Source organism: Actinoplanes auranticolor (genome assembly GCF_018332655.1).
Taxonomy (GTDB): domain Bacteria; phylum Actinomycetota; class Actinomycetes; order Mycobacteriales; family Micromonosporaceae; genus Actinoplanes; species Actinoplanes auranticolor.
The window spans coordinates 80,487-92,287 of record NZ_BOQL01000017.1; the positions used below are offsets into that span (position 1 = coordinate 80,487).

Sequence of the window (11,801 nt, forward strand, 5' to 3'; positions counted from 1 at the left end):
GCTGTACCTGCGGTGGGCAGCCAGATGGATCGAAGCCCGTCCTTGTCCTGCCTAGGGTTTCGACCATGAGTTCACACACCTCTTCGCTCCGCCGCCTGGCGTTGGTCGCCGCCGCGGCAGCAGTCGCGGTCACCTCGTTCGCGCCGGCCGGAGCCGCGGCGCCCACCGCGCGCCCGGCCGCGTCCGGGCTCAAGTGGGGCTCCTGCCCGACCGGCGCGCCGGCTCCCCAGCAGTGCGCGACGCTGCGGGTGCCGCTCGACTACCGCCACCCGCACGGCCGCACCATCGCGATCGAGATCTCGCGGATCCCGGCGGCCGACCCGGCGAAGCGCAAGGGCGTCCTCATGACCAACGGCGGCGGCCCCAGCGCCAGCCTCGACGTGCCCACCGCGCTGGGCGGACTGCTGCCGGCCGAGGTCCGCGCCAGCTACGACCTGGTGGCCTTCGACCCGCGCGGCATCGGCCACAGCACCCCGATCAGCTGCGGCCGCGGCGCCGACGAACTGGTCCGGGACCTGCAGTACGGCATCCTGTCCTTCCCGGCCGCCGACGGCTCGATCGCCGCCAACGTGTCGTACGCCAAGCGCATGGCCGAGCAGTGCGCCGCGAACTCCGGCCCGATGCTGCCCCACCTGACCACCGCCAACGTCGCCCGCGACATGGACCAGATCCGCCGGGCCCTGGGCGAGCGCACGGTCTCCTACTACGGCATCTCCTGGGGCACGTACGTCGGCTCGATGTACCGCGCGCTGTTCCCGCGGACGATCGACCGGATGGTCATCGACAGCTCGGTGGACCCGAACGAACGTGGATACGCCGACTTCCAGGCCTTCAGCGGGGCGATGGAGGACCGGTGGCCTGATCTGGCCGCGTTCGGCGTTGCGCAGGCTGACACCGTGCGGCTGGGCACCACCCCGCGGGAGGTCCGGAAGAACTACCTGGCGCTGACGGCCGCCCTCGACCGTAAGCCGGTGACGCTGGCGGAGACCAAGGCGCCGATCAACGGCAACTTCGTCCGGATGTTCACGTGGCAGCTGTCGTACAGCGACGCCAGCCTGACGGGGGCCGAGGCGGCGCCGATGGCACAGCTGTGGCGGGCGGCCGGCAACGTTGCCGCCGGACGGGCCACCGACGCCGACCGTACGTTCCTGGCCGGGCTGGCCAACGGGCTCGTTGCTCAGGGCACGCTGTCCGGGGTTCCGCAGGACAACCTGTTCTCGGCCGGGTGGGCGTACAGCTGTGGTGACAAGGCCTGGCCGCGGGGCGTCCGGACGTACGCCCGGAACGTGGCGGCTGATCGGGCTGCGTACCCGTTGATGGCTGGTGCTCCCGCGAATATCGCGCCGTGCTCGGCCTGGGCTGTGCGGCCGACTGCGCCGGAGCCCGAGGTGACGGAGACCGGAAAGCGGAACGTGCTGATTCTGCAGAACGAGCGGGATCCTTCTACGCCGCTGCGGACGGCTCAGGGGATGCGGCGGGCGATGGGGTCGGACGCGGTGCTGGTGACTGTTGATGCCGGCGGGCACGGGGTGCTGGTTCACCCGAAGCCGAATGCTTGTGCGATCGGGGCGCTGGAGTCGTACCTGATGGCGGGCAAGCTCCCGGCCGGAGACCTCGCCTGCAAGTGAGCTGTCCGGCCGGGGCCCGGTCTCCCTTGTGGGAGACCGGGCTATCTGGCTGTCACTCTGCCCGCCGAGCACAGTGATCCGAGACTGGCCTGATAGCTGTCCGCGGCAGAACGGGTAACCGATACGGTGGCCCACGGCTGGCCGGCACGCATCAGCACGTAGGTCTGCCTCGCGGCGGCTTCGTAGCCTTCCCGGACGTGGCGCCAGGGCGACGGTTCGTCGAGCTGGGCGGTGAGAGCGGCCAGGGCGGCGTCAGCGGTTGACCCGCTGCCGGGCCGGTATATCCAATCGACGAGGGATTTCTCCGGCGGGGGACAGCCGAGCGCTGCGAGTGCGCCGGTCCGCCAGCTCCGGTCGGGGTCCAGCAGGTCGATCGACACCGGGCGGTCCTCCCGGGTGCTCTGGTCGTACGAGCAGTGCAGCTGGACCGGCCCGGGAGCGAGGGGCAGCACCAGCAGGGTTCCCGAGCCGACCGGCTGGCCTCCGCCCTCCCCCATGCCTTCGCCGTAGCGGTAGTTGAGGTAGACACCGGATGAGCCGGACGTGTTCTGGACGCGGATGTGGACGCCGTCGCGCTGGACTGTCAATTGGGTGGCAGAGGCCCGGGTGCCGGAGGGGGAACAGTCGACGTCCACCACGTCGGCGAAGGTCGGTGACACGCTTGGTAGTGCCGCCGAGGCATGCCCGCATCCGGTCGTGATCGCCAGTAGTACGAGGTTCACAGTTGTCGCGATCGGTCTTCTCATGTGCGCGCTCCCCAGTCGGTAGTTCGCCACGGCACGGCGGCCGTCCCGAGCAGTACGACGCGTCTGCCCGGCCACCGGTTTCCTCGTGCGGGAGACCGTTCCGTGCAACCGGAAAGCTGACAGCTCTACGCCGGACGGTGAAACCGGCGACAGGTCGAACTGCTCCAACGCTCAGAACCCGGGTGCGTCTGCTCGGGCTGCGGCGGAGCGCTCCATGGCTGGCAAGGATGGACTCAGCTCGCGTGGGACCCGCAGCCGACGCGCGACGATCGGCGGCGCCGGCTCGAGGAGAGGATCGAACGGAATCGGCGTACCGGCGCGCTGAGCCTGAACGCGCGGAACCGGCAGGTCTGTGTTGATCTGGCGCGCCTGGACCTCACCGAAGAACCTGGCCGAAGTGGTTGTCGACATCGTGATCGACCGGGTCTGGTCGGCCTTGGGCGGCTCGTGCCCGTCGGTGGAGCAGCATCCAGAGGTCTACAAGTACACGGCCAGACCTTTGATGGGCGAGGCGCTGGGGCTGGTCTCCGACGGGATCAAGGCGCAGACGATCGCGCTTTTCACTGCTTGGTGGGGGCGGCGCAGCCCGGAAGCCCTCGCCTGATCGGCTCCGGAACCTGATGCTGTGCGCCGGAAGAGCCGAGATGACAAAGAGCCCGTAATGAAGGTTCCGAACCGGACCTCGACAAGTGGGCCGGGAAGCAGTTCAGGGCTGGTCCTCCTCGCGGAGAACCAGCCCTGAGCTGGTGTTTCGAGGGTCGGGGTGGCCGGATTTGAACCGACGGCCTCTTCGTCCCGAACGAAGCGCGCTACCAAGCTGCGCCACACCCCGAGCGTGCTCAGCAATACTAGCCGACGCTTCGGCCGTCGCGAAATCGGTATCCCTGGTCCGTGAAACCGCAGGTCAGCGTGGGATCAGGGTCAGGATCGTGGCCTCCGGGCGGCAGGCGAAGCGGATCGGGGCCGTCGGGTGGGTGCCCAGGCCCGCCGACACGTGGAGCCATGCTTCTGAGCTCGGCCAGCGGTGCAGGCCCTTGGCCATCGCGGTGGGGAGGTCGCAGTTCGTGGTCAGGGCGCCGTAGCCGGGGACGCAGACCTGACCGCCGTGGGTGTGGCCGGCCAGGAGCAGGCCGAAGCCGTCTGCGGCCATGGCGTCCAGGACGTGGGAGGCCGGGGTGTGGGTCACGCCGATGTGCAGGTCCGCGCCTGTCGAGGCCGGGCCGGCCACCGACGGGTAGTCGTCGCGGTCCACGTGGGGGTCGTCGACGCCGACCAGTTCCACCGAGCGGCCGCCGGCTTTCAGGATCGTCCGGGCGTTGTTCAGGTCGGCCCAGCCCGCGTCCGTGAATGCCGCTCGCAGGTCTTCGGCCGGCAGTTCGACGCCCTGCTGGTATTCGCGTTCCGGGAGCAGGTACTGCAGCGGGTTCTTCCAGAGCGGGCCGCGGTAGTCGTTCGAGCCGAAGACGAAGGCGCCGGGCCGGTGCAGCAGTGGGTCCAGGGCGCGCAGGACCCCGGGGATCGCCAGCGGGGACGCCATGTTGTCGCCGGTGACCACCACCAGGTCCGGGTCCGTGCCGATCAGGGCCGCCACCCAGGCCTGCTTGCGGTGCTGGTCCGGCATCATGTGCAGGTCCGAGATGTGCAGGATGCGCAGGGGTTCGGCGTCCGGCTCCAGCGCCGGGATGTCGAAGCGGCGGAGCGTGAACAGGTTGCGTTCGATCAGCGAGGCGTAGGCGAGGGCCGCGCTGCCGGCGGCGATGACACCAGCGGCGAGGGAAATAAGGGGTCGGCGCATGAGGGCCAGAGTAGTTTGACCGTCCATGGGAACGCTGAAAGACCGCCTGAACGATGACCTGCACTCCGCCATGAAGAGCCGGGACGAGCTGACGACCTCGACGCTGCGGATGGCGCTGACCGCTGTGCGCAACGCCGAGACGGCCGGGGACGCCGCCAAGGTGCTCAGTGACGACGAGGTGCTCGCCGTGCTGACCAAGGAGGCCAAGAAGCGCCGGGAGGCGGCCACGGCCTTCGCCGGGGCCGGCCGCACCGATCAGGCCGCCAAGGAGAACGCCGAGGGCGAGATCCTGGACCGCTACCTGCCCGCGCAGCTCAGCGACGACGAGATCGCGGAGCTGGTCGCCGGGGCGCTGCGGGCCGGCGGCTTCACCGGCAAGGCCCAGATGGGCCCGGCCATGAAGGCGGCCCAGGCGGCGGTGGCCGGCCGGGCCGAGGGCGGCCGGGTGGCAGCAGCGGTACGCAAGCAGCTCGGCTGACGAAGCAGTCCGGGAACGCGGCGGGGCGGGCCACCCGAAGCCGGCCCGCCGTCCGGGAACGCGGCGGCCGGGCCACCCGAGGGTTGGCGAAGCAGCCGGAAACGCGGCGGGCGGGCCACCCGAAGGTGACCCGCCCGCCGTCGTCGCTCAGCGCCGTCCTGGTGGCTTCGGTTTCTCGCCGGGGGCCGGTTTGTCGTCGCCCTTGCCCTTGCTGACCTCGATGCTGACGTAGCCGTTCTTGATGGTCCGGCCGTCGGGGTTGGTGCCCGCCGCGGTGCCCTTCGGGCAGTCCGACTCGACCTCCTGGCCGACCGAGGCGGTGAAGCCGGCGCTCTCCACCCGGGAGATGGCCCCGGCGATCGTCGCGCAGGTCACGCCCGGGATTGAGCGTTGCTCACCGATCGAGATCTTGGAGCTGCCCGGCTTCTTGAACTGGACCTTGGGTTTGCCGCGCAGGTAGTCGTCCAAGGTGTCCCACACCGCGGGGTTGACGATATCGTGCGACATCCGGTCCTTGTGGTTCTGGTAGTCCGGGTTGACCAGGTAGCCGGCCACCGTCAGCGAGCTGCTGCCGATGATCAGCGAGGCCGTCTTGTCGGCGTCGGTGGTGCCGGACTTGCCGAAGATCGGGTGCCCGATGATCCCGCGCGCCCGGCCCGCGGTGCGGCTGCCGCCGCAGCTGCCGAGCTGGGCGTTGTCGCCCACCGGGCAGCGGGCCGCGTCGAGCGCCGCGCGGGCCACGTCCGGGGAGGTGGCCCGGGTGCAGTGCGGTTTGCCGATGTCTATCTTCTCGTTGTTCTGCGAGACGATCTGCTGCACCGGGGTCGGTTCGCAGTGCATCCCGTCGCCGGCGAGGGTCGCGTACGCGTTGGCCATCTCCAGCGGGGTCGAGGACGAGACCCCCAGGGTGAAGGCGCCCCACTGGTGAGCGGCGTCCTTGGTGGACCCGAGGTCGATGTCCGTCTTGGTGCGGAACTTCACGCCGAAGCGCTGGGCCACGTCGACCACCTTCTCGGCGCCGACCCGCTCCTGCAGCGGCACGAAGAACGTGTTGATCGACCGGCTGAAGCCCGTCCACATGTTCGTGACGCCGCCGGCCTTGCCGCCGGAGTTGCTCGGGCAGTAGTAGATGCCGTTGCACGTCGACCGGCCGGGCGCGATGCGGTACTTGGAGACGTACTTGGCCGGGGCGTTGATCGAGTAGGCCAGCGGGTAGCCGTTCTCCAGGGCCGCCACCAGGGTGAACATCTTGAACACCGAGCCGGCCTGGTAGCCGGTGATGTCGCCGCCGCCGGTGAGCAGCGGGTTGGTGGTGTTCGGGTACGTGCCGCGGATCTTCTTGCGGGCCTTGGCCGGGTCCGAGGAGATCTTGTTCTTCGGGTCCGAGGGATCGTCCAGCTTGAACCGGCGGTTGGCCGCCAGCGCGCGGACCTTGCCGGTGCCGGGCTGGATGGCCGCGAGCAGCAGGGCGTTCTTGTTGTTCTGCGAGATCCGTTCGCTGATGTTGTCCCGGGCGGCCTGCTGCGCCTTGATGTCCATCGACGTCTGGATCCGGTAGCCGCCGCTCTTGAGGCGCCGCTCCCGGTCGTACGTGGTCGCGCCGAAGGCGTCCTGGCTCAGCCACCAGCGGTAGAAGTAGTCGCAGAAGAAGCCCCAGTGGTTCTTCGCCACGGAGACGCAGCCGTTGCCGGGCCGCTTGACCGTACGGCTGATCTTGGTCGCCGTGGCCTTCTTCGCGTCCGCGGCCGTGACGAAGCCGAGGTCGAGCATCTGCTTGATGACGTAGTTGCGGCGGTCCAGCGCCTGCGGGTAACCGCTGGCGGTGGTGGGGTTGAACGCGGTCGGGGCCTTCACCATGCTGGCCAGCAGGGCGGACTCGGCGACCGTGAGGTCCTTGGGCTTCTTGCTGAAGTACACCTGGCTGGCCGCGAAGATGCCGTACGAGCCGTTGCCGAAGGGCGCCTTGTTCAGGTAGCCCTCGAGGATCTTCTGCTTGGTGAGTTCCTTCTCGATCTGGAGCGCGTACTTCATCTCGTTGATCTTGCGCTTCGGGGTGTCCTTGGTGGCGTCGACGACCTCTTGCGGGCTGGTCGCCGAGTAGGCCAGCGACATCCGGACGAACTGCATCGTCAGCGTCGAGGCGCCCTGCTGGGACTTGCCGCTCTTGTTGTTGACGAACGCCCGGGCGACACCCTTGATGTCGACGCCGTTGTGCTTGTAGAACTCGTGGTCCTCGGCGGCGATGATCGCGTTCTGCATGTTGACCGAGATGTCCTTGAGTCGGACCTCGCTGCGGAACTCGTCGTAGAAGGCCGAGATCAGCGTCTTGTTGTCCGAGGCGAAGACCCGGCTGATCTGCGGGGCGCTCGCCTGCTTGAGCTCGCTCGGAAGGCTGGCGAACGTCTCTCCGCCGGCCTTGGCCGCGAGACCGGACATGGCCACGGCGGGGAACGCCGCGGCGGCCACCACCACGCCCGCGAGCAGGCCGCAGATCAGCAGCGAGGTCGCGTTGGCGAAGATGTTGTGATCGCGTCTGCGCATCCAGGAGGTCACCTGAGCAGGGTACGCGAAAGATACCCGTGACCGCCCGTCGCGAAGGTTACGGTTTGCCCAGAATGATTCTGCCTCCTCCCTCGGCCGGGCGTGGCGTTTTTCCAGAGTTTTCGCGAACTTCCCGTCGTTCGGTCAGCCCGAGATGCCCGGAACTACCGAGGTATACGTTTTTGAGGGACAACGTTGCGTAATCGCCCGACTACAGAGCATGATGATCCGGCGAGCTATCGCACGACGTCTGTGTGACTTGAGGGGACATGAGTCCGCGGACGTCAGGGGAAGCAAGGGGGGACGTGAACAGATGGGGATGATCAGCGACTGGCCCAGCATGGCGGCATGTCAGAGTGGCGACCCTGACGCGCTGTTCGTGCAGGGCGCCGAGCAGAACGTGGCGAAGAGGATCTGCCGCAGCTGCCCGGTCCGCTACGAGTGCCTGGCCGACGCTCTGGACAACCGGATCGAGTTCGGCGTCTGGGGAGGCATGACCGAGCGGGAGCGGCGCGCACTGCTGCGCCGGCACCCGCACGTGGCGAGCTGGCGGAAGATGTTCGAAGCCGCGCTGCGGGAGAAGGGCGCCGACAAGGTGCTCGTCTCCACCCGCTGATTCAGGCCAGGGCAGCACCGATTGTCCGCAGCCCGTCGACGTCGTGCACGTCGGCGGGTTGCGCTGTCACCGCGACCGCCGGGACGTCCGGGAAGGCCTCGGTGAACGTGGCCGCCACCCGTACCTCCCGGTCGATCTGCCGCAGCAGGGCCGCGTGGATGCGCAGAGCGTCCGCGGTCGTCTGCTGATCGCCCGCCGCGTCGAGCGCGGCCGCGGCCGCGTCGGCCTGGGCCGGGGTCACCGACGGCAACGCCGTCTCGTGGGTGCGGTTGAGCACCAGGCCGGCGAGCGGCATCCGCTCGGCGACCAGCCGCTCCGCGAAATACGCGGCCTCCCGGACCGCGTCCCGTTCCGGGACCGCGACCAGCAGGAACGCGGTCTGCGGGTCCTGCAGGATCCGGTACGTCTCGTCGGCGCGCTGCCGGAAGCCGCCGAACATCGAGTCCAGCGCGGCCACGAAACCCGACAGGTCGGTCAGCAGCTGCGCGCCCAGAATCTTCTGCACCGCCCGGGAGAAGATCCCGAACGAGGCCGTGACCAGGCTGAACATGCTGCGGCCACCGCGTGCCGGGGCCATCAGCAGGCGCAGCATCCGGCCGTCGAGGAAGCGGGACAGCCGGGCCGGGGCGTCCAGGAAGTCCAGGGCCGAGCGGGACGGCGGGGTGTCCACCACGATCAGGTCCCACTCGTCGCCGGCGCGCAGCTGGCCCAGCTTCTCCATCGCCATGTACTCCTGCGTGCCGGAGAACGTCGAGCTCATGGCCTGGTAGAACGGGTTGCCGAAGATCTCCGCGGCCCGCTGCGGCGAGGTGTGCGCCTGCACGACCTCGTCGAACGTGCGCTTCATGTCGAGCATCATGGCGTGCAGCTCGCCGCCGGTGGCCTCGGTGTCGATGCCCTTGACCTGCCGGGGCGTGTTGTCCAGCTCGGTCAGGCCCATGGACTGGGCGAGCCGGCGGGCCGGGTCGATGGTGAGCACCACTGTGCGCCGGCCGTGCTGCTCCGCCGCGCGCAGGCCCAGCGCCGCCGCCGTGGTGGTCTTGCCCACGCCGCCGGCGCCGCAGCAGACCACGATTCTCGTGGCCCGGTCGGCCAGCAGAGCGTCGACGTCCAGGCGAGGGGCGGTCTGATCAGCGGCCACGCTCCGAGCGTACTGACTCGTAGCCCCCGGCGCGGTGTGGAGCACTGCGGTGTGTGGCGGGTCAGACACTCGCCCGGCGCCGCGGGGCCGGCCCGGTCAGGCGCTGAGCAGCAGGCCGGCCAGCTCGTGCAGTCCCTCGAGATCCACGCCGCCGGCCAGCAGCGGCAGCGCCACCATCGGGCGGCCCAGCTCGGCCAGCTCCGAGCGCAGCGACTCCTCCAGCTCCCGGCGGGTCAGGTGGGCCCTGGCCTCGGCGTGCAGGCCGTTGACGGTCGCGGCGTCGGTGGGCAGGCCGGCGGCGGCCAGACCGCGCTTGAGCTCGGTCTTGGTGACTTTGCCGGCGGCCAGCAGCGGGGGCCGGCCGCCGTTGACGATGATCCGGCCGACCGGGATGCCCAGCCCGGACAGCTCGCCGATGGCGTCGAGGCTCTCCTGCACCGGCATCTCCTCCAGCAGCGTGACGACGTGCACGGAGGTCATCGGCGAGCGCAGCAGCGAGGACACGCCCTCGCTCTGGGTCTTGATCGGGCCCATCTTGGCCAGCTTGGCGGTCTCGGCGGTCACGTTGAGGAACCGTCCGATCCGGCCGGTCGGTGGCGCGTCCAGCACGACCGCGTCGTACACCCGCCGGCCGTCCGACGAGCGGGTCGTCGCCTCTTTGACCTTGCCGGTGAGCAGGACGTCGCGCAGGCCGGGGGCGATGGTGGTGGCGAAGTCGATGGCGCCGATCTTGCGCAGCGCCCGGCCGGCCGCGCCGAGCCGGTAGAACATCTCGAGGTACTCGAGCAGGGCTTCCTCGGGGTCCACGGCCAGCGCCCGGACCTCGCCGTCACCCCGGGCCGGGATGGCGATCCGGCGTTCGGCGTACGGCAGCGGATCGGTGCCGAACAACTGGGCGATGCCCTGCCGCCCCTCGACCTCGACGAGCAGGGTGCGGTGCCCGCCCGCGGCCAGCCCGAGGGCGAGCGCCGCTGCCACGGTCGTCTTGCCGGTGCCACCCTTGCCGGTCACGACGTGCAGGCGCGCCGGCCACTCGTTGCTAGCCACGCTTCGAGCGTACGGGGTCGACCCTTACGAACTTGCCCGGGTTTTCCGGCCGCGGGTCAGTTCAGCCGGTCACGTCGCAGACGAGCCAGCCGGTCTTGCGCACCACGGTGAAGGTCAGCTGCTGCTGGGCCGTCTTCTCGTCGTCGGTGCTCATGGTGAGCTGCACGCCGACCGTGGCCCGCTCGTCGGTCTGCCCCGAGACGGCCGGGTCGTTCCACCGGAAGGAGGGGGCGTCGTACTCGTTCGCGTACCCCTTGATCTGCTCGACCCGGGCCTCGAGCTTCTTCTCGTCGCGCGCCTCGCGGCAGACGACGTCCCCCGCGGTCCGCGGGTCCTGCTGGGTGTAGATCGCCGTCATGAACCTGTTGACGGCAGTCGCCGGGTCGGGCGCGCCCTTGCCGCTCTCGGCATTGCGGAGCAGCAGGTACGCCGAGACGGTGCCGCCGCCGAAGATGAGCAGGGTGAGGACCAGGGCCACCGCCACCCAGAACGGGCGCTTGTGCTTCGGCGGCGGGTCGAGCATGACCGTCTCGGTGGCGTGCGGGTCGAACGGCACCTCCCACGGGTGCGGCAACATGCTCAGCGGGATGGCCTCGGTGGGCTGGTCGTGCTGCACGCCGGGCTGCACCTCGGCCGGCGGGGAATGCTCCAGCGCCAGGTGGGGCGGCGGCTCGGTGCGCCACTCGCCGGGCTTCTCGTGGCGGGCGTGGAAGGGCTCGGTCGGCGGCGGCTGATGCCACACCGGCTCACCGATCAGCACCTCGGGCTCGGGGGGCTGCACCGCGAAGACCTGCGTGTCGCCGGACGGATCGAAACCGGTGGCGGGCTCGGCCGGATCCGGGTGGCCGGGCTCGCCGGGGTAGGCGCCGACCGGCGGCCACTCGGGCAGTTCGGCGGCCGGCGGGGCGTCGATGAAGTCGGACTCCGGCGCCTCCGCGGCGGCGATCGACGAGACCCGCGTCGTCTCGCCCTGCTGCGGTTGCGTCATCGTGCCCCCTCGGCCGGCGGAGTCGGGGCCGCGCCGCCCCGGTGCTCAGCGTAACGAAATCCGGACAGCCGCGAGGCAGCTCCGGCCGCCTGGCTAGGCTGTCGCCGTCGCCGGGCAGCCGCCCGGAGCGGCCCGTACGAGTGACAGGGAGCTGGACGAGCAATGCAGAAGTGGGAGTACGTGACCGTGCCGCTGCTGGTCCACGCGACCAAGCAGATCCTCGACAACTGGGGTGACGACGGCTGGGAGCTGGTGCAGGTCGTGCCCGGGCCCAACTCCGAGCAGCTCATCGCGTACATGAAGCGGGCCAAGTCGTGACCACGCCGGTGACCGGTGAGGGCGGCGCCGACGCGTACGCCCGCCTCGCCGAGCTGGGGCTGACCCTGCCGTCGGTCGTGCCGCCGCTCGCGTCGTACGTGCCGGCCGTGCAGTCCGGCAACTACGTCTACGTCTCCGGCCAGCTGCCGATGGTGGAGGGCAAGCTGCCGTACGTCGGCAAGGTCGGCGCGGACGTGACCGTGGAGCAGGGCACCGAGCTCGCCCGCTACTGCGCGCTGAACGCCCTCGCGGCGATCGACGCGCTGGTCGGCCTGGGCCGGCTCGTGAAGATCGTCAAGCTGACCGGCTTCGTGGCGTCGGCGGAGGGCTTCACCGGCCAGCCTGCCGTGGTCAACGGTGCCTCGAACCTCTTCGGTGACGTGCTGGGTGAGATGGGCCGGCACGCCCGCAGTGCCGTCGGCGTCTCCGAGCTCCCGCTGGGCGCGCCGGTCGAGGTCGAGGTCATCGCCGAGATCGCCTGACCCACCCCACTGCGTGTGGTT

Annotated in this window: 12 protein-coding genes and 1 tRNA gene; 6 read left to right on the forward strand and 7 right to left on the reverse strand. The window is 70.1% G+C overall.

The window, feature by feature from the left end:
- Positions 1 to 65: 65 nt before the first annotated feature.
- Positions 66 to 1,628: an alpha/beta hydrolase gene (locus Aau02nite_RS08780; protein ID WP_212987816.1), complete on the forward strand. Its 1,563-nt coding sequence runs from the start codon at positions 66 to 68 to the stop codon at positions 1,626 to 1,628.
- 41 nt (positions 1,629 to 1,669) lie between these two features.
- On the opposite strand, the gene Aau02nite_RS08785 is transcribed toward Aau02nite_RS08780, so the two are convergent.
- Positions 1,670 to 2,542, reverse strand: coding sequence for a hypothetical protein (locus tag Aau02nite_RS08785; protein WP_212987929.1), 873 nt, complete (start codon positions 2,540 to 2,542; stop codon positions 1,670 to 1,672).
- A 184-nt stretch (positions 2,543 to 2,726) separates the two neighbouring features.
- Here Aau02nite_RS08785 and Aau02nite_RS46275 point away from each other — a divergent pair, with 184 nt between their 5' ends.
- Positions 2,727 to 2,978, forward strand: coding sequence for a hypothetical protein (locus tag Aau02nite_RS46275; RefSeq protein ID WP_246595003.1), 252 nt, complete (start codon positions 2,727 to 2,729; stop codon positions 2,976 to 2,978).
- A 154-nt stretch (positions 2,979 to 3,132) separates the two neighbouring features.
- Here Aau02nite_RS46275 and Aau02nite_RS08795 read toward each other — a convergent pair.
- A tRNA-Pro gene (locus tag Aau02nite_RS08795) sits at positions 3,133 to 3,206 on the reverse strand.
- 72 nt (positions 3,207 to 3,278) lie between these two features.
- On the reverse strand, positions 3,279 to 4,169 hold the full coding sequence (locus Aau02nite_RS08800) for a metallophosphoesterase (protein WP_246595004.1): 891 nt from the start codon (positions 4,167 to 4,169) through the stop codon (positions 3,279 to 3,281).
- A 25-nt stretch (positions 4,170 to 4,194) separates the two neighbouring features.
- On the opposite strand from Aau02nite_RS08800, the gene Aau02nite_RS08805 reads away from it, so the two are divergent.
- Positions 4,195 to 4,647 carry a GatB/YqeY domain-containing protein gene (locus Aau02nite_RS08805; RefSeq protein ID WP_212987818.1) on the forward strand — a complete coding sequence of 151 codons (453 nt, stop codon included), beginning with the start codon at positions 4,195 to 4,197 and terminating at the stop codon, positions 4,645 to 4,647.
- A 147-nt stretch (positions 4,648 to 4,794) separates the two neighbouring features.
- Here the strand turns inward: Aau02nite_RS08805 and Aau02nite_RS08810 are convergent, their stop codons facing one another.
- Positions 4,795 to 7,188: a transglycosylase domain-containing protein gene (locus tag Aau02nite_RS08810; protein ID WP_212987819.1), complete on the reverse strand. Its 2,394-nt coding sequence runs from the start codon at positions 7,186 to 7,188 to the stop codon at positions 4,795 to 4,797.
- A gap of 313 nt (positions 7,189 to 7,501) precedes the next feature.
- Here Aau02nite_RS08810 and Aau02nite_RS08815 point away from each other — a divergent pair, with 313 nt between their 5' ends.
- The gene (locus Aau02nite_RS08815; RefSeq protein WP_041832981.1) at positions 7,502 to 7,804 is read left to right on the forward strand and encodes a WhiB family transcriptional regulator; all 303 of its coding nucleotides are present in this window, start codon (positions 7,502 to 7,504) and stop codon (positions 7,802 to 7,804) included.
- Between the two features lies 1 nt (position 7,805).
- Here the strand turns inward: Aau02nite_RS08815 and bagB are convergent, their stop codons facing one another.
- From bagB to Aau02nite_RS08830, 3 genes are all read right to left on the reverse strand, one after another.
- The gene (gene bagB / locus Aau02nite_RS08820) at positions 7,806 to 8,945 is read right to left on the reverse strand and encodes an ArsA family ATPase (RefSeq protein ID WP_212987820.1); all 1,140 of its coding nucleotides are present in this window, start codon (positions 8,943 to 8,945) and stop codon (positions 7,806 to 7,808) included.
- Between the two features lie 96 nt (positions 8,946 to 9,041).
- Complete coding sequence (gene bagA, locus Aau02nite_RS08825) at positions 9,042 to 9,992, reverse strand: ATPase BagA (protein ID WP_212987821.1); 951 nt, start codon at positions 9,990 to 9,992, stop codon at positions 9,042 to 9,044.
- 61 nt (positions 9,993 to 10,053) lie between these two features.
- Positions 10,054 to 10,980, reverse strand: a complete 927-nt coding sequence (locus Aau02nite_RS08830; protein WP_212987822.1) for an Rv0361 family membrane protein — start codon at positions 10,978 to 10,980, stop codon at positions 10,054 to 10,056.
- A gap of 162 nt (positions 10,981 to 11,142) precedes the next feature.
- Between Aau02nite_RS08830 and sp36 the strand changes: the two genes are divergently transcribed.
- Complete coding sequence (sp36, locus tag Aau02nite_RS08835; RefSeq protein WP_212987823.1) at positions 11,143 to 11,298, forward strand: Sp36 family protein; 156 nt, start codon at positions 11,143 to 11,145, stop codon at positions 11,296 to 11,298.
- Positions 11,295 to 11,780, forward strand: coding sequence for a RidA family protein (locus Aau02nite_RS08840; RefSeq protein ID WP_212987824.1), 486 nt, complete (start codon positions 11,295 to 11,297; stop codon positions 11,778 to 11,780). The genes sp36 and Aau02nite_RS08840 overlap by 4 nt, the downstream gene beginning before the upstream one ends.
- Positions 11,781 to 11,801: the final 21 nt, after the last annotated feature.